This window comes from Cytobacillus gottheilii, from assembly GCF_018582665.1.
GTDB lineage: Bacteria > Bacillota > Bacilli > Bacillales > Cytobacillaceae > Cytobacillus > Cytobacillus gottheilii.
This window is the reverse complement of record NZ_CP071709.1, coordinates 2360559-2378392: the sequence shown is the minus strand read 5'-3', so window position 1 is coordinate 2378392 and position 17834 is coordinate 2360559. Positions and strand designations below refer to the sequence as shown.

12 protein-coding genes and 1 pseudogene are annotated in these 17834 nt (G+C 36.4%); 9 read left to right on the top strand and 4 right to left on the bottom strand.

Features of this window, described 5'->3' with window-relative positions; all coding sequences use genetic code 11:
• Positions 1-279: pseudogene (locus J1899_RS22815) on the bottom strand (arsenic resistance protein); the annotation flags it as partial.
• Positions 280-700: 421 nt separating this feature from the next.
• On the opposite strand from J1899_RS22815, the gene nfsA reads away from it, so the two are divergent.
• The 3 genes from nfsA to J1899_RS11720 all read left to right on the top strand — a co-directional run bounded on the left by nfsA (position 701) and on the right by J1899_RS11720 (position 4162).
• The gene (nfsA, locus tag J1899_RS11730) at positions 701-1450 is read left to right on the top strand and encodes an oxygen-insensitive NADPH nitroreductase (protein WP_066445486.1); all 750 of its coding nucleotides are present in this window, start codon (positions 701-703) and stop codon (positions 1448-1450) included.
• A gap of 361 nt (positions 1451-1811) precedes the next feature.
• Positions 1812-3440 carry an ATP-binding protein gene (locus tag J1899_RS11725; RefSeq protein ID WP_151572394.1) on the top strand — a complete coding sequence of 543 codons (1629 nt, stop codon included), beginning with the start codon at positions 1812-1814 and terminating at the stop codon, positions 3438-3440.
• Entirely contained in the window at positions 3437-4162 is a 726-nt protein-coding gene (locus J1899_RS11720; RefSeq protein WP_066445499.1) for a response regulator, read from the top strand. Before J1899_RS11725 ends, J1899_RS11720 begins: the two co-directional genes overlap by 4 nt.
• A 262-nt stretch (positions 4163-4424) precedes the next feature.
• On the opposite strand, the gene J1899_RS11715 is transcribed toward J1899_RS11720, so the two are convergent.
• Together J1899_RS11715 and J1899_RS11710 are read right to left on the bottom strand one after the other, a co-directional pair.
• Positions 4425-5441, bottom strand: coding sequence for an NAD(P)-dependent oxidoreductase (locus J1899_RS11715; RefSeq protein ID WP_214473848.1), 1017 nt, complete (start codon positions 5439-5441; stop codon positions 4425-4427).
• Positions 5442-5646: 205 nt separating this feature from the next.
• Positions 5647-6702: an AEC family transporter gene (locus J1899_RS11710; RefSeq protein ID WP_066445504.1), complete on the bottom strand. Its 1056-nt coding sequence runs from the start codon at positions 6700-6702 to the stop codon at positions 5647-5649.
• A 482-nt stretch (positions 6703-7184) separates the two neighbouring features.
• Here J1899_RS11710 and lpdA point away from each other — a divergent pair, with 482 nt between their 5' ends.
• The 6 genes from lpdA to sucD all read left to right on the top strand — a co-directional run bounded on the left by lpdA (position 7185) and on the right by sucD (position 16591).
• Positions 7185-8591 (top strand): dihydrolipoyl dehydrogenase, encoded by a 1407-nt coding sequence (gene lpdA, locus J1899_RS11705; RefSeq protein ID WP_214473846.1) that lies wholly within the window; start codon positions 7185-7187, stop codon positions 8589-8591.
• Positions 8592-8652: 61 nt separating this feature from the next.
• A complete protein-coding gene (locus J1899_RS11700; RefSeq protein ID WP_214473844.1) occupies positions 8653-10107 on the top strand; it encodes a DASS family sodium-coupled anion symporter in 1455 nt (484 codons plus the stop codon).
• A 57-nt stretch (positions 10108-10164) separates the two neighbouring features.
• Positions 10165-12990 carry a 2-oxoglutarate dehydrogenase E1 component gene (locus J1899_RS11695; protein WP_214473842.1) on the top strand — a complete coding sequence of 942 codons (2826 nt, stop codon included), beginning with the start codon at positions 10165-10167 and terminating at the stop codon, positions 12988-12990.
• A gap of 54 nt (positions 12991-13044) precedes the next feature.
• A complete protein-coding gene (gene odhB / locus J1899_RS11690) occupies positions 13045-14277 on the top strand; it encodes a 2-oxoglutarate dehydrogenase complex dihydrolipoyllysine-residue succinyltransferase (protein ID WP_214473841.1) in 1233 nt (410 codons plus the stop codon).
• A gap of 207 nt (positions 14278-14484) precedes the next feature.
• On the top strand, positions 14485-15645 hold the full coding sequence (gene sucC, locus J1899_RS11685; RefSeq protein WP_066445519.1) for an ADP-forming succinate--CoA ligase subunit beta: 1161 nt from the start codon (positions 14485-14487) through the stop codon (positions 15643-15645).
• A 43-nt stretch (positions 15646-15688) separates the two neighbouring features.
• The gene (gene sucD, locus J1899_RS11680; protein ID WP_151572387.1) at positions 15689-16591 is read left to right on the top strand and encodes a succinate--CoA ligase subunit alpha; all 903 of its coding nucleotides are present in this window, start codon (positions 15689-15691) and stop codon (positions 16589-16591) included.
• A gap of 139 nt (positions 16592-16730) precedes the next feature.
• Here the strand turns inward: sucD and J1899_RS11675 are convergent, their stop codons facing one another.
• Positions 16731-17696 (bottom strand): quinone oxidoreductase family protein, encoded by a 966-nt coding sequence (locus J1899_RS11675; protein WP_066445525.1) that lies wholly within the window; start codon positions 17694-17696, stop codon positions 16731-16733.
• Positions 17697-17834 lie beyond the last annotated feature (138 nt).

Here is a 17834-nt window from a genome sequence, read left to right as displayed (position 1 = left end):
AGGGTTCTCCCATAAGAAAACCGCTCCTAATCCCCATGCTAAAAGGGTAGTCCAGACAAAATTTAAAATAGCATTAGTACTCAGAAACTTTATATTCCTAAATGCGTTCTTTAGCCCTTTTAATGGAATCGCTAAAAAGAGTCCAAATAACATAAACAGCAGAAAGGGCAGAATGAACGTTTCAGCATGGTTTTCAGAGATAGAAAGCTGCCCTAATAAAAGGCCAATTCCTACAGCAATTAAAATGGTAAATGTTTGAAACTTTTCTATGAAATTCATTGTTATTCCCCTTCAACAATATAATAAAGGTTAATATATCATACATACCGCTGTTTTTATGAACAAAAAAATTGCTTTCTTGAATAAACTTTGAACTTTCAGACTTTTGATTTAATAGTAGAATAATGGAGGGCAATTACTTGCAGAATTCTTATATGAACTCAAATAATGTTGTCATGGCAAATAACGAACCAAAGTCATCCTAAATAGAAATATGTCAATTTTTGAACAAATACCGCGGGAGTATTTTGCATCATAACAAAATGATATACAATTAGAATATTAGAGATTTGACTATTTGGATAATTTAGGATTATGTGAAATTGCACTTAATATAAGCATGCCCTTTAAATTCTCCAGTCGGTAAGCAGAAAATTATATCTCTGAATCTAGTCATTTAATTTTAGAGAGGAAAATGATTATGAACGAAACCATTAAATTGCTTAAAAACCACCGTTCAGTTCGACTTTTTGAAGACAGGGCACTATCTGCTGAGCAAATTGAAGCGATCGTTACTTCTGCTCAGTCTGCCGCCACTTCAAGCTTTATACAAGCATACTCTATTATTGGAGTGACTGATCAACAAAAAAAAGACAAACTGGCAGAATTAACAGGTGGACAAGAATATGTAGCTAAGAATGGTCACTTTTTTGTTTTTTGTGCTGACCTTTTTCGTCATGAATTAATTGGTGAAATAGAGGGGAAAGAAGTTTTACCTTCTCTAGAAAGTACCGAAAAGTTCATGGTAGCTTTAATTGATACGGCTTTAGCCGCCCAAAATGCAGCAATTGCTGCTGAGTCAATGGGTCTTGGCATATGCTACATCGGGGGGATCCGCAATAATTTAGAAGCTGTAACAGAATTATTGAAAACGCCAAAACGTGTCATTCCTTTATTCGGAATGACGATTGGCTACCCAATGCAAGAAAATGATAAAAAACAGCGTTTGCCTTATGAGCATGTTTATCATGAAAATGAATATAATCAAGATCTTGCATCTTATAAAGAACAGCTATCCATTTATGACGAATTTATTTCTGATTACTATAATAAACGTACAAATGGCAAGAGATCTGATACGTGGTCAAGTCAAATGGCTCAAATGCTTGAAAAGCAAACAAGAATGTATATGAAGGAATTTGTGAATAAGCAAGGCTTTGATTTGAAATAGACAATAAGAGTATTCAATAATAATAGTTACTTTAATCAAACCAAAAGACTGCTGGCACATACAGCAGTCTTTTGGTTTGATTGGTTTTCACAAGATAATTTAATGAAGTTAGAATACATTCAAAAGTTTGAGTTGTATAAAAATATATTGATAAACTGGATAAAAACTTATTTAAACGATAATAATAAATTCCAATAATAGTTGACTCTTTTTAAAAGTTTTATTCCATTCTGCTGTTTTTGAAAAGTTCATAAAAATTTCACTCTTTATTGAAAGATATATAACAACTGTTGTTTCAGTATTCAAATATAGATATAGTTAATAAGTGTGAAATACCATCTCCCAAAAAGAGGTCATGCTAATGAAAGATAATAAATGGATATCAAAGCTTTCACTGAAAAAATTAACGATCTTACTGGTTTTAATATCAGTATTAGCGTCCTTGGTTTCATCGGCACTTTTTCTTCATTATTATATTACAGACCGAGAGCGTGAAGTTTTGACAGAGGAGATTAGAAATATTACGAGAGTTGTTGCAAAAGATACTAGAGTAATAAATGGATTAACTGAACCGTCTTCTGATTCTGACATTCAAAGATATGCATCTCAAATTGTTGAAGATACTGATTTAAGTTTTGTTGTGGTGCTGGATAATGATCTTATTCGCTATTCACATCCAGATGAAGATTATATTGGCAAGCAGTTTTCAAATACAGAGGATGCCAGTAAGGCATTAAATGGAAAAGAGCATTTTTCTAGAAATGTAGGTATCTTAGGAGAAGGAACCCGTTTTTTTACACCGATATTGAATGAAGATGGAGAGCAAATAGGAGTAGTATGTGCTGGTATAATTCAAGAAAATGTCAATCAGGAGCTTTGGGATGCACAAAAACGGCTCTACTTTGGATTAAGTATTGGTTTGTGTGTTGGCCTAATTGGAGCCATTTATTTGGCACAGCAGTTAAAGAATATTTTATTAGGCCTTGAACCTAGGGAAATTGTAGCAAATATAATGGAACGAGACATTATCATAGACTCTGTCAATGAGGGTATTATAGCTGTAACTCCAGAAGGGAAAGTTCTGCTTTCTAATAAGAATTTTATTAAATTAATGAAACTCGCTGAATTTTCGGGAGATTCAATAGGAGGTGGTGAGCTGGATCCAGATATTTTTGAAGTCTTCTTTAAAAAAGTATTTGAATCAGGACAACCCGTATTGAATCAAGTTATAGTTGTTAATCAGTTTGAATTTATTGTGAATATTAGCCAAGTGTATATAAAAGATTCTGTTTATGGAGCGGTCGCCACACTTAGAGATCAATCAGAAATGCAGCAATTGATTCGTGAGTTAAGTGGTACTGAACAATATATTGATTCACTGAGAGCTCAAAATCATAAATTTATGAATCAATTGCATACAATTCTTGGTTTGATTGAATTAAGAAAGTATGAAGATGTCACTCGTTTTATTCAAATTTTAGATGCTGATTATCATAGAGAAATCGGTTTTGTGACTGAAAAAATTAAATGTGCAGCAATTGCCGGCTTTTTACTAGGTAAAGTGAGCGAACTGAAAGAACAAGGAGTACATTTACAAATTGATCCAGATTGTTTATTTGCTGATATGAAAATGGGGGAAATGCTCCATGATCTCCTTTTATCCATTGGTGTTTTAATAGATAATGCCAAGGAGGCTGTAATTGATTCAAAAAATAAACAAGTTAACTTTTTTCTTCGATACAATGAAGATGAAAATGTCATAATCATTGAAGTACAAGACACAGGTGTTGGCATTAGTGAAGAACTGATGGATTTAATTTTTGAACGAGGATTTTCAACAAAAGGCGGTTCAAGAGGATATGGTCTAGATGCTGTACGTTCAATTGTGAAACAATACAATGGTATTGTAGATCTTCAATCCATAGTAGATGTGGGAACTGTTTTCCGCCTTGAAGTTCCCTATGACCGAAAAGGACGTGGGCAAGAATGAAGGCTATTATTGTAGAAGATGACCCGATGGTTTCAGACATAAACCATCAATACTTGGAACGGTTTGAGTTTGAGATTATTGCCTCCGTTAAAAGTATCCCGGAATTATGGAATATTCTTAACAAGCAAATACCAGATTTAATTCTTTTAGATGTATACCTTTACGGTGAGACAGGTATAGATTTCTTACATGACATTAGACAAAAAGGAATTTCGATCCCCATTATTATGATTACAGCAGCACATGATATGGCAACAATTAAGAAGGCGCTAGATTTCGGTGTCATTGACTTTTTGATCAAGCCATTTACGTATAAGCGATTCAGCTTAGCGATCGAAAAGTTTTTTCAATACCATGATTTAATCACCAAACATAAAAAAACTGACCAAGCGATGCTGGACCAAATCTTGATTGGAGATGGAGAAATCACTTCTCATACAGCTGGTTATCAGAACATAGGACCACCAAGCTTACCAAAAGGAGTATCAAGACTTACCATGAAAAAGGTATTGGCAGCTATGAAGGAATATAATGAGACCTTTTCTACAGACGACATTGCGAAACAAGTTGGTTTATCGAGAATTTCTACAAAGAAATATTTACAGTTTCTAACTGAAATAGGGTATTTAACTGAAGAGTTAAAATATTTAACGGTTGGACGTCCAATCACAGTGTTTTCTATTAACTTTGATAGAGAACATTTGATTTTACCATATAAGTAGGTATTTTTTTCTAGTTTCTTAATAACAAATCTATTGTCTCTGCCAAGTTGAACTTGCCTTTAAAAAACACCCCGTAAATGTTAGTTTGGTGTCTAACATTTACGGGGTGTTACATTTTCATGAGCGTTCGGCTGTTTTAGATAATAGATTTACAGCTTAAAATATTTAGGGTTAACTCTAGTTCTGATGGATTTCTGCCAAGTTAATTTCAGGTAATACCTATACCCTAATTATAAGTGTTTACCTAAATTAAATGAAATTTTTATTTTACTGCAGATATTTCCACAAGGTTTTTAGTCTGCCCTGTTGTTATCATTTCATGAAAGTTAAGGTAGCTTGTTTCAATCATGTTTGTTAATGCTTCATCTGTGTAAGAACCAATGTGTGGGGTAACAAGGACCCTTGGATATAAACTAGTTAACTCTTTAACAGTAAAATCTAAATCTGTATTATCATTGTCAAATTTCTTAAAAAAGATTTTCTCTTCGTTTTCAAAAACGTCAGTAGCAAAGCCGTGCAGCTTTCCACTTTTTAATGCTTCTAAAATTGCTTCATTATCTTGCAATTCTCCACGAGCAGTATTTATGAGAATTGATTTATCCTTCATCTTGTTCAAGAAATCATGATTAATCATTTTTCCATTTTGACCTGCAATATACGGAATATGAATACTGACAATATCGCTTACTGATAATAATTCGTCTAATTCTAAGAAGGTAACAGTTTTCTTCGCTTCCTCACTTTGAAATACATCATATCCTACAACCTTAGCTCCTAGACCTTTAAACAATTTGGCTTCTGTTAAACCAATCTTGCCCAAGCCCAGCATTCCAACTGTGCAATTCCGTATTTCTTTACTGAACATATTCGTATCTACAGTAAAATCGTTATTTGAAGTTTTTTCAATTGTATGAGCAGTATTTCTTAATAATGTCATAGCCAATGTCAGTGCCAGCTCAGCAATTGCATTTGGTGAATAAGAAGGTACATATGCTATCGGTAAATTGTGTTCTGCTGCAGCTTGAAGATCGATATGACTATAGCCTACAGTACGAGTAAACAAATATTTAACACCAAAACTTTTCATTTTCTCGATATTTTGTCTGTCTGCCTTACAATTTGCTCTTAATAAGACTGCATCCTTTCCTTGAGCTGTGTCAATATTCTCATGAGTAAGCAGTTCAGGAACAAGCGTTAAATCAAAATTATACTTATTTAATTTATTGAAATATTCTACCTCATTTTCACGAACACCGTAGCAAACAACTTTTAAAGTCATAGTATTAATCTCCTTTTTGCGTTTTGTTAGTTTTTTAATAAAAATAATTATATAAACAGTGTGTAGGACACATTTTTGAAACAATTGCTCATTGGTGAGCAAGCTAATGTAAAGTAATTGTGTCCTAACCTGGTATTTTAGAGGTTTTTCCATGTTAATGGTGCAAATCATTCATCATAATGAGTAGATAAATGATACAAGCTGTCTAAAATGCGAAGATTTGGCCGATTGTATTGATAATAATAATCCATATAGGAATTAGAATGACGGCAGAAAGGGTTGACAATAGTGATGCGTTGGAAGCGAGTACCGCATCCTTGTCGAAACTAATTGCATATGCTGCACAAACTGTTGCAGTTGGCGTCGCCATCATAATGACAACTGTTCCTAATAGAACTCCACTTAAAGGCATGATGCCAACAAAGTTTAATAAAAGTAATAATACAATATTAATAGAAGGAACCATGATGATTTTATTGAAACTATAGAACCAGGATACTTTATTTGTCATGGCCGATTTAAAATCAACAGATCCTAATGTTGCACCAATTGCTAGCCAAGCAAGCGGTGATGCAAGACCAGCCAAATATGTCAATGGTTTATGCAGCCAGACTGCGGTTTGATCAATCCGTAAAAACGCAACTTGTGAGGCGACACCAGCTTCTGTTGAAACAGTAACTTGCGGGATATAACTTTGGAACATCCAAATGAATAAACCGGCAAATGTTGCAAGAACAATTGGATTTAAAAACATTTCTTTAATGTTTCGTGTTTCCATTTTCAGCCCACTCATTTTGATATAACCATATGAATATAGGAAAATACGATAGCCAATATTAAAGATGGATGCATATAAAACGCCCTCAGCTCCATAGATTGCTCCAACAATTGGTATACCAAAGAATGTAGTGGATCCAAAGATGGTTAAAATCCGAAGGGTGTCTTGCTGATCACCTTTAAACTTCATATACATTGGTTTAGTAAGGACAATGAGTATGATATAAATGGCTAATCCCCAGATTAAAATATTTATTCCTTCACTTAAGGTTCTCTCATCAATGTCCTGCATAAAAGCATTAAAAGCCAAAGCAGGTAAAGCAACAGTTAATACTACTTTTGAAAGAATTTTTCCTACTTGATCATTGAAAATCCCTTTCTTTCTGCAAAAGTACCCAAGCATAATAATGAATAATGTGGAAGTGATCGCACTAACAATATTCATATCGGTTACAGTGGTACGGATTACTTCTAATAGATTCATTGAGAATTCCTCCAGAATTTTAATGTGAATCATTTCACATAGTTGGTTATAATTTTATCGCCGGCTTGATTACAAATTAAATATATATCGTCTGCAAAAAAGAAAATATAATTTGGAATTAAAGTAAATTACGTAACAAAAGTAATTTTCGTAATTTATGCAACTTAAAAAGTGCGATTATTCACAATCTTGGTTTCGATACTTACGTAAGCACTTACATAAGTTACATAATCTAGCGTAATCATTTTTAACACTTTAGAGTTATTGGTGAAGGTATACTTTCAAAGATTCTAAATGATCTGCACGAATAAGGGTACGCAAAAGTGTAAACATGTTAAATGAACAACTTAAATAGTAATCCTTAGTCTGCACCTTTCAAAAAAGCCATAAAGGCAGAAATCTTTCGGTAAAAAGATAGCGATTTCATATTAATGTAATCTTTAAAACAGCATGTATCTAGTGCATGGGTAGGAGGAAGAATCATGAAAGAAATTGATCAGTATCAGACTGGAACACTTATTATTGGAGCAGGACCTGGAGGCTATGTGGCAGCGATACGAGCTGCACAGCTTGGACAAAAGGTAACTATAGTAGAAAAGGAAAATTTAGGCGGAGTTTGCTTAAATGTAGGATGTATTCCTTCAAAAGCTCTTATTACAGCAAGTCATCATTATCATAATACGAAGCACTTGGATGTATTTGGTGTTAAGGTATCAGATGTAGAAGTAGATTATACCAAAGTTCAAGCATTCAAAGATGGTGTAGTTAAGAAACTAACAAGCGGTATTGGTACTTTACTAAAAGGCAATAAAGTTGAAATTGTTAAAGGTCAAGCAGAGTTTACAGACACACACAAAGTTACGATTAAAAGCTCAGAAGGCGAAAAGATATATTCGTTTGAAAACGCAATCATAGCGACAGGCTCACGTCCGGTAGAGCTGCCAACTATGAAATTTTCCAGCAGAATTTTAGATTCTACTGGAGTATTAAATTTGAATGAACTCCCTAAGAGTATGATTGCTGTTGGTGGAGGTGTTATAGGGGTTGAACTAGTTGGTGCCCTAGCTAATTTTGGTGTGAAGGTGACAATTTTAGAAGGTCAAAAAGACATCCTTGGCGGTATGGATAAGCGTCTTACTTCTATTGTTTCTAAAGGGTTAAAGAAAAAAGGTGTAGACATTTTAACGAATGTTAATGTAGAAGCTGCTAAAGATCAAGAAGATCATGTAGAAGTTGAGGCTGTGATTGACGGAGAAAAGCAAACATTAAAAGCTGATTACCTGCTCGTGAGTGTTGGCAGGAAACCTAACACAAATGCTCTTGGTTTAGAGAATATTGGTATTGCACTTTCAGAAAGAGGTTTAATTGAAATAAATGAGCAGTGTCAAACCTCACTTTCTCATATATATGCAATTGGCGATATCGTGCCGGGACCTCAATTGGCTCATAAAGCTTCATATGAAGGAAAAGTAGCTGCCGAAGCTATCTCAGGGCATCCTGCTGTTATCGATTATAAATGTATGCCAGCTGTTGTTTTTTCAGAACCAGAAATTGCTGTAGTTGGACATGATGCAAATAGTGCAAAAGAAAAAGGAATTGAAGCGGAAGTTGCAAGGTTCCCATTCGCCGTGAATGGCAGAGCGATTGCACTTAATGAGACGGAAGGTTTTGTGCAGCTTGTCACAAGAAAAGATAATGGAGTGGTGATCGGCGGCCAGATTATCGGGGCAAATGCATCGGACATGATCTCCGAACTAGCATTGGCAATTGAGTCCAGTTTAACAGCTGAAGATTTGGCATTAACAGTCCATCCGCACCCAACTTTAGGTGAAATTGTGATGGAGGCTGCTGAGCTTGCTACAGGTAACCCTATCCACCTAGTAAAATAATGTACTCTTTCACATCCTGTTAAGCCAGTAGAATATTATGTCTTATAAGGGGAAATAACCTATGAAAATAAATAAAAATTATTTTGTCATTCTTGCTTTCGTCGTTTTCCTGATTATTATACTCCTTCCAAATCCGGAAGGTTTACCGGTAGCTGGTCAAATAGCACTAGGTATTCTTGCTTTAGCAGTTATCCTTTGGATGACTGAAGGAGTATCTTATACGGTGAGTGCAGCCATTATTTTGACATTGATAGCCGTATTTATCGGACTTGCTCCGACAGTAGAGGATCCGTCTCAAATCTATTCAACAGGAGGCGGATTGAAATTAGCTCTATCTGGCTTTAGTTCATCTGCTGTTGGCCTTGTTGCAGGAGCAACCTTTATTGCTGCTGCAATGGAAATCACTGGTCTGCATAAGCGTTTAGCCTTATTTATTATGTCTAGAGTGGGAACCAAGACCAATAGCTTAGTGTTTGGTACAATTCTTGTCAGTATTGTACTCGCATTATTCGTACCAAGTGCAACGGCAAGAGCAGGTACCATTATTCCAATCTTGCTCGGTATTGTAGCAGCATTTAAATTAGCTAAAACAAGCCGACTGGCAGCCTTATTGCTTGTTACAGCTGTTCAAGCTATTTCGATTTGGAATATAAGTATTAAGACTTCTGCTGCTCAAAACATGGTAGGTCTAGGATTTATTGAACAAGCGTTTGACACAACTGTTACATGGGGACAATGGCTCTTATATGCTGGTCCTTGGTCAATATTAATGTCCATCGTGCTGTACTTTCTAATGGTTAAGTTGATCAAGCCTGAAGTAAGCGAGTTAGAAAATGGTAAAGAGATTATTGGAAAACAATTAAAAGATCTTGGAAAAATTACTTTAAAAGAATGGAAGTTAATCGTCATTTCTCTCTTACTTCTTGCTTTTTGGTCAACAGAAGGAGTTTTACATCCACTTGATTCGACAACGATCACTATCATTGCAGTTACTGTTATGCTAATGCCGAAAATAGGGATTTACTCTTGGAAGGAAGTCGAAAGTAAGATTCCATGGGGAACGCTTGTTGTTTTCGCTCTAGGTATTTCTCTAGGGTCAGTGTTATTGGAAACACAAGGTGCTGCATGGCTATCTGATAATACGTTTAGTGCACTAGGATTAACGAATCAGCCACTAATTGTTATTATCATGATTCTTTCCTTGTTTAATATCATTATCCATCTAGGATTTGCAAGTGCGACGAGTCTTGCTTCGGCTTTCATACCGATTGTTATTGCTTTAGTAGCTTCGATGGAGACTACTTTCAACGGACCAGGACTTGTGTTAATTCAGCAATTTGTTATCAGTTTTGGATTCCTGCTGCCTGTAAGTGCACCGCAAAATATGCTTGCCTACGGTACAGGCGCCTTTACAACCAAAGATATGTTAAAACCTGGATTGCCGATAACTATCATTGGTTTCATTCTCATTGTTGTCTTTAGTATGACATACTGGCAATGGGTTGGATTATTGTAAAAATGGTTTGAACACTTTATTTTTAGCTGAAAAAATTGTTAAGGATGTGTGAAATATATGAATAACTTTCAAAGTCCGTGGAGTGAGTTTTCAGGACCTAACCTTGGCTATTTGTTAGAACAATATGATCTATATTTACAATCCCCAGAAATAGTAGATGAAAGCCTGGCAGAACTGTTTGCTAAATGGGGACAGCCAAAAGCTAGTAGCCAGCAGGAGGTAAAGGGATCTGAGGCATCAATTATTCAAAACCTTAAGAACCTCAGCCTTGTGTTAAAACTTGCAGCAGATATTAGAGAGCGAGGACACTTATTAGCTGATATCTATCCTTTGGAAGATAGAGAAAATAAAGATCTTTTCTTATTAGAACGCTATGGTTTAACAGAAGAAACGGTTAGAGAAGTTCCGTCAGAATTGATTTGCTCTGAATGGAAAGATGAAGTCGCTGACGGTTTTGAAGCCATTCAGAAGCTGTTAACCATCTATACTGGAAAAATTGGTTATGAAGTTCTTCATGTTGAGCCAGGCGAAAGAGAATGGCTCCTTGAGCAAATCGAAATTGAAAAGGCAGAAGTACTTACAGTAGATAGAAAGAAACAGTTGTTAAGAAAACTATATGAAACTGAAGGGTTTGAACAGTACCTTCATAGAACTTATGTTGGAGCGAAGCGTTTTTCAGTTGAAGGTCTTGAAATGCTTATTCCTTCAATTGAGGAATTGGTTAGCTTAAGTGCTCAGGAACAAGTGGAAGATATCGCAATTTCTATGGCTCATCGAGGCAGATTAAATGTTCTAGCACATGTTATTAAGAAACCATATGAAGCCATTTTTTCACAGTTTCAACATGTTAAATGGTTAAATGAAAGCGAAGATTATCTTGAAACGAGCGGCAGCACCGGAGATGTAAAATATCATATGGGTGCCAAGAATAAGAGAATAGTGGATGACCGACAAATTAATGTTACTCTTGCCTACAATCCAAGTCATTTGGAGTATGCTGGAGCCGTAGTTGAGGGAGTAGTTAGAGCTTTACAAGAAAATAGAGATCAAAAAGGGTATCCTGTGCAGGATACGTCTAAAGCAATCCCTCTTCTAATCCATGGTGATGCAGCATTTGCTGGTCAAGGTGTTGTAGCTGAAATGTTCAATTTTGCAGGTACAAACGCATATCAAACTGGTGGTACTATGCATATCATTGCCAACAACCGAATTGGATTTACAACGGAAGGAAGAGATTCACGATCTACATTATATTCCAGTGATTTAGCGAAGGGATATGGAGTTCCTGTATTTCATGTTAACGCAGACGATCCAGAGGCATGCATACGAGTCATGAAGCTTGCATTTGCTTACCGTCAAGCGTTTAGAAAAGATGTAGTGATAGATTTGATCGGTTACAGAAGACTTGGCCATAATGAGATGGATGAACCGATGGCAACAAATCCGCTTATTTATCAGCTGGTGCGCAGTCATCCAACCATAACTGAATTATATAAAAAGCAATTGTTAGCTGAAAAATCTTTTACTGAGGATGAAATTAATGCAGTTCAATCTGAAGTGATGGCCGAAATTAAAGGCGCAGCTGAAAGAATGAGTCCTGATCATGATGAACCGCTTTATATTTCAGAATTGCAGGAAAAAGTTGTTTATAATGAAAAAGCACTTTTAGAAATAGATACAACTGTAGAGGCAGAGACTTTAGTTTCTATAAACAAAAGTTTGCTGAAATGGCCGGAGAATTTTAATACGTTCGGCAAACTAGAGAAAATCTTAATGCGTCGTCTAGATGTGTTCGAGAAAAAAGCGAAAATCGACTGGTCTCATGCAGAAGCCTTAGCATACGGGTCTATTATAAAAGATGGAATTCCAATCAGATTAACAGGGCAGGACTCTGAACGTGGGACATTCTCACATCGTAATATTGTCCTGTCAGATGAATTAGCTGGAAATAAGTATTGCACTTTACACCAAATAGATTCAGCGAATGCTTCTTTTGCAGTGCATAATAGTACACTTACTGAAACAGCAACACTAGGTTTTGAATATGGTTATAATCTTGGTGCACCAGAAACTCTGGTAATGTGGGAAGCGCAATTTGGCGATTTTGCTAACTGTGCTCAAGTAATCGCAGACCAATTTATATCCTCTGCTAAAGCGAAGTGGGGGCAGAATTCTGGGCTAGTCCTTCTTCTGCCACATGGATATGAAGGGCAAGGACCAGAGCACTCAAGTGCAAGACTAGAGCGTTATCTTCAGCTATCAGCTGAAAACAACTGGAGTGTAGCAAATCTGTCTTCCTCAGCACAATATTTTCATCTCTTAAGAAGACAGGCTGCTACTCTAAACACAGATTTAGTTAAACCACTAGTGTTGATGACGCCGAAAAGCTTATTACGTCATCAGTCTGCAGCTGCTGAGTTAAACGAGTTTACTTCGGGTGAATTTCATCCGATTATTGAAGAGCCTAATTTGGGAGCAAACCTAGAAAAGGTAGAAAAAATAGTATTTTGTTCAGGCAGATTGGCAGTTGAACTGTCAGATCAAGTATCTAAGAAAGATCAATATGAATGGCTGCAAATTATCCGTATAGAGGAATTATATCCATTCCCAGAAAAACAAATTTTAGAATGCCTATCAAAATATAAAAACGTAAAAGAGGTTAGCTGGACACAGGAAGAACCAAAGAACATGGGAGCATGGAGCTATATTGCACCTAAATTACAAGGTCTTTTCCCTGATAAATTAAGGGTTGAATATAACGGAAGACCAGAAATGTCTAGTCCTTCTGAAGGAGACCCGGCTGTTCATAAGAAAGAACAACAAAGAATTATTAACAATGTTTTAACTTTGACAGCAGCTTCTAAAGATAAAGTTAAGCAATAGTTCTACATTAGAACAAAGTTATATGAAAATAAACAATTAAAGGATGTGTAAGAAATGGCAGACGTAATTATTCCAGAATTAGCTGAATCAATCACAGAAGGTACCATTGCACAGTGGCTCAAGAATCCAGGTGAACGAGTTGAAAAGGGAGATTATTTATTAGAATTAGAAACAGATAAGGTAAATGTAGAAATTATCGCTGAGCATAGTGGAGTTCTGCAAAATACTATAAAAGCATCTGGTGACACAGTCCAAGTTGGAGAAGTAGTCGCTCAGATAGAAGAAGGATCTGCTGAGAGTGCTGAGGCACCAAAAGTTGAGGCACCAAAAGAAGAAGCTAAGACTGAAGCAAAAACAGAAGCTCCAAAACAAACTCAAACACCGGCAGCTACTCATGACTATCCTGCTTCTCCAGCGGCACGAAAGCTTGCTAGAGAGCGAGGGATTGACTTGAGCCAGGTACCTGTGGCAGATCCACTGGGAAGAGTAAGTAAACAAGATGTTGCCAATGCTGGAAAAGCTCCAAGTCCAGCTCCTGCATCAAGTCGTTCTTCGGAAGAAAAGAAACCAGCAGAAAACCCTGCAAAACCGGTTGAAAGACAAAAAATGACTCGCCGCAGAGCAACCATTGCGAAAAACCTTGTTGAAGTTCAGCAAACTGCTGCAATCTTAACTACTTTTAATGAAGTAGATTTAACAGCAGTAATGGAATTGCGCAAGAAGAGAAAGGATGACTTCTTGGCTGAGCATGATGTGAAGCTAGGATTTATGTCCTTCTTTACAAAAGCTGTTGTTAGTGCCTTAAAGAAATATCCATTATTAAATGCCGAAATCCAAGGCAACGAATTGGTTATCAAGAAGTTCTACGACATCGGTGTTGCTGTATCTACCAATGACGGATTAGTTGTTCCGGTTGTAAGAGATGCGGATCGCCTAGGATTTGCCGATATTGAAAAAGAGATTGGTAGACTAGCATTGAAAGCTAGAGATTCTAAGCTTGCACTTTCAGACCTTCAAGGCGGTTCATTTACTATTACTAACGGCGGCACATTTGGATCATTATTATCCACGCCGATTCTAAATGCTCCACAAGTAGGTATTCTTGGGATGCACACGATTCAATATCGTCCTGTTGCAGTAGATCGGGAAACAGTTGAGATCCGTCCAATGATGTATATTGCATTATCATATGACCACCGAATTGTTGATGGAAAAGAAGCAGTAGGATTCTTGGTGCGTATTAAAGAATTGCTTGAAGACCCTGAGAAATTTTTATTAGAAGCATAAGGTTTTTTGAATCATTAAGCCTAGTGTAAGGTATCACCAGACTATAGTTTGAAATGTCCTTACACTAGGATGATGAATATATATGCAGTAAAAAAAGGAATTAAAACGCCGTTACATGATAAATGGTGCTTTAATTTGGGGAATTTTATTTCTAGCTGCAACATACAAATTTTCTAATTTTCTTAGAAAGATTGAGGGAGGAAAGTCATGAATATTCATGAGTATCAAGGAAAAGAAATTCTTAGGCAATATGGAGTAGCTGTTCCAAATGGACACGCAGCTTTTACTGCTGACGAGGCTGTGAAAGCAGCTGAATCACTTCAACAAGGTGTTTATGTTGTTAAAGCGCAAATCCATGCAGGTGGAAGAGGTAAAGCAGGCGGAGTAAAAATTGCTAAGAGCATTGAAGAAGTTCGCCAATATGCTGAAGAATTACTCGGAAAAACACTCGTTACGCATCAAACTGGTCCTGAAGGAAAAGTAGTAAACCGTCTTCTAGTTGAAGAGGGCTGCGACATCCGGAAGGAATATTATATTGGTCTTGTTCAAGATCGCGCAACTTCAAGAGTGGTATTGATGGCATCTGAAGAAGGCGGAATGGATATTGAGGAAGTAGCAGAAGAGACGCCAGAAAAAATCTTTAAAGAAGTTATTGACCCTGTTGTTGGTTTAACAGCGTTTCAGGCAAACAGACTTGCTTTTAACATCAATATTCCGGCAAAGCTAGTGAGACAAGCTGTAAAATTTATGATGGGACTTTATAAGGTTTACATCGATAAAGACTGTTCAATCGCTGAAATCAACCCTCTAGTTGTAACAGGTGATGATAAGGTTATGGCTTTAGATGCTAAACTGAATTTTGATGGCAACGGATTGTTCCGTCAAAAAGATATTTTAGAACTAAGAGATTTTGATGAAGAAGATCAAAAAGAAATTGAAGCATCTAAATATGACTTAAGTTATATTTCTTTAACTGGAAATATCGGCTGTATGGTTAATGGTGCAGGCTTGGCAATGGCGACAATGGATATTATCAAGCACTATGGCGGAGACCCGGCTAACTTCCTTGATGTTGGGGGCGGTGCTACAGCGGAAAAAGTTACTGAGGCATTCAAAATTATTTTATCCGACCAAAATGTAAAAGGTATTTTTGTAAATATTTTTGGCGGAATAATGAAATGTGACATTATTGCGAATGGTGTGGTAGAGGCCGCTAAGCAAGTTGGGCTGAATGTACCGCTTGTAGTAAGACTTGAAGGTACGAACGTTAAGGAAGGTAAGCAAATTCTTGCAGAAGCAGACATCGATATTATTTCTGCGGATTCCATGGCAGATGGAGCGCAGAAAATCGTAGAACAAGTACGCTGAAAAATGGAAGGCTAAGTAGCATAATTAGGAAGGAGATCTGCAAGTGAGTATCTTTATTGATAAGCAAACAAAAGTCATTGTACAAGGAATTACAGGTTCTACTGCTTTATTTCATACAAAACAAATGTTGGAGTATGGAACAGCTATCGTTGGTGGGGTGACACCAGGTAAGGGCGGAACAGAAGTAGAAGGTGTTAAGGTTTTTAATACTGTTGAGGATGCTGTAAAAGAAACTGGCGCTACAGTTTCAGTTATTTATGTACCTGCACCATTTGCAGCAGATGCAATTATGGAAGCTGTTGATTCTGAGCTTGATCTTGTTATTTGTATAACTGAACATATTCCTGTGTTGGATATGGTTAAAGTGAAGCGCTACATGGAGGGCAAGAAAACACGTTTAATCGGACCAAACTGTCCTGGCGTGATCAGCCCAGAAGAATGTAAGATCGGTATTATGCCAGGTTATATCCACAAAAAAGGTCACGTTGGCGTTGTTTCACGTTCAGGAACATTAACATATGAGGCTGTACATCAATTAAGTGAGGCTGGCATTGGACAGTCTACAGCAGTTGGAATTGGTGGAGATCCAGTAAACGGTACTGATTTTATTGATGTATTAAAAGCATTTAATGAGGATCCAGATACTTATGCTGTAATTATGATTGGTGAAATTGGCGGTACTGCTGAGGAAGAAGCAGCACTTTGGGCAAAAGAGAATATGAATAAACCTATCGTAGGCTTTATTGGTGGTAGAACAGCACCACCAGGAAAGCGTATGGGTCATGCCGGAGCTATTATTTCGGGTGGAAAAGGAACTGCAGCTGAAAAAGTTAGCGTAATGGAAAGCTGCGGTATTTCAGTAGCAGAAACTCCATCTGTAATGGGAGAAACATTAATTAAAGTTCTACATGAAAAAGGACTATACGAAAGTTGCAAAACTCATTAATTTCAAAATAATATATGTTGAGTTGTAACAATATCGTCCCTCTAAAATGATAGCCAGTGAGATTTTACTTCATGTAAAATCTCACTGGCTTCATTTTGATACTTCATTATACACAAATGAGCATAGCAGAAAAGTATGCTTACATTTTAATTAGAATTTTCCCTTTATAATTTCGACTTTCAATTAGTGCATGAGCAAGCCTAGCATCTTTTAAATCAAAAACTTGTGCAACTGGGAGGGATACTTTTCCTGAACTAAATAATTCAATTACGTTATCTGCAATAGCCCTTAATCGTTCAGGATGAAATTTTCGTGTTGTACCCAAACTAAAACCGCTAATTGTTCTGCAACTGCTATGAACATCACTTGTTGACATGTTTCCTGTTTTACCAGTACTGTTACCAAACTGAACAAGATTTCCATAATAGGCTAAACATTCTAAGCTCTTGCTCGTTATATTTCCTGCACAGGAATCAAAAATGACATTAGCACCTATATTGTTGGTCAGTTTTAAAACTTCTTTAGAGAATGTGTCATATGTGTATACAAAATCAGCACCTAAACCCAAAACATAGGACTCCTTCTCCAGAGAGCCAACTGTACCAATAATCTTTGAAACATTTGCTATTTTAGCTAATTGAATTAATATGGACCCAACACCACCAGCTGCACTGTGTACAATAATCGTATCTGTTGGTTTTACTTGGCCAATTTCAAAGATAAGAATATATGATAAGAAAGAAACCGTTGGCATTGCTGCTGCCTGTTCCATCGAAAGGGCATCTGGTATTTTAAAAACTAAATTCTCATTAGCCACAACGTACTCAGCATACGAACCATTTTTAGGAAAAGCAACTACTCGGTCTCCTGGTGAAAATGTGGAATTTTCAGGTGCCTTCTCAACAGTACCTGATACATCTAATCCTAGCATTAAAGGAAAATTTCCTTTGCCTTTTTTTCCAATTCGTTTTTTAATATCTGCATAGTTAACACTTGTGTAAGCGGCTTTAATCAAAAGCTCGTTCTTTTCAATAGAAGGGATCTCAACATCTGCGTAAGTTAAAACATTTACTTCACCGTATTCATTCTGTAAAATAGCTTTCAACTTTTGTACCCCCTAAGTAATTATTTTTCATTATAACAGGTTAAAATCTATTGGATAATTCAAAAAAAATTATGGCAATCCATAAATAAAGCTTATGAATTTTCCTGAATGCTACCTTATAGTTATTAATATTTAAAT

What these genes read in the sequence shown, in the direction of transcription:
- J1899_RS11710 (WP_066445504.1), bottom strand. Translation starts at nt 6,702, where the DNA reads ATGAATCTATTAGAAGTAATCCGTACCACTGTAACCGATATGAATATT.
- lpdA (WP_214473846.1), top strand. Translation starts at nt 7,185, where the DNA reads ATGAAAGAAATTGATCAGTATCAGACTGGAACACTTATTATTGGAGCA.
- J1899_RS11695 (WP_214473842.1), top strand. Translation starts at nt 10,165, where the DNA reads ATGAATAACTTTCAAAGTCCGTGGAGTGAGTTTTCAGGACCTAACCTT.
- sucC (WP_066445519.1), top strand. Translation starts at nt 14,485, where the DNA reads ATGAATATTCATGAGTATCAAGGAAAAGAAATTCTTAGGCAATATGGA.
- odhB (WP_214473841.1), top strand. Translation starts at nt 13,045, where the DNA reads ATGGCAGACGTAATTATTCCAGAATTAGCTGAATCAATCACAGAAGGT.
- J1899_RS11715 (WP_214473848.1), bottom strand. Translation starts at nt 5,441, where the DNA reads ATGACTTTAAAAGTTGTTTGCTACGGTGTTCGTGAAAATGAGGTAGAA.
- J1899_RS11725 (WP_151572394.1), top strand. Translation starts at nt 1,812, where the DNA reads ATGAAAGATAATAAATGGATATCAAAGCTTTCACTGAAAAAATTAACG.
- J1899_RS11720 (WP_066445499.1), top strand. Translation starts at nt 3,437, where the DNA reads ATGAAGGCTATTATTGTAGAAGATGACCCGATGGTTTCAGACATAAAC.
- nfsA (WP_066445486.1), top strand. Translation starts at nt 701, where the DNA reads ATGAACGAAACCATTAAATTGCTTAAAAACCACCGTTCAGTTCGACTT.
- J1899_RS11700 (WP_214473844.1), top strand. Translation starts at nt 8,653, where the DNA reads ATGAAAATAAATAAAAATTATTTTGTCATTCTTGCTTTCGTCGTTTTC.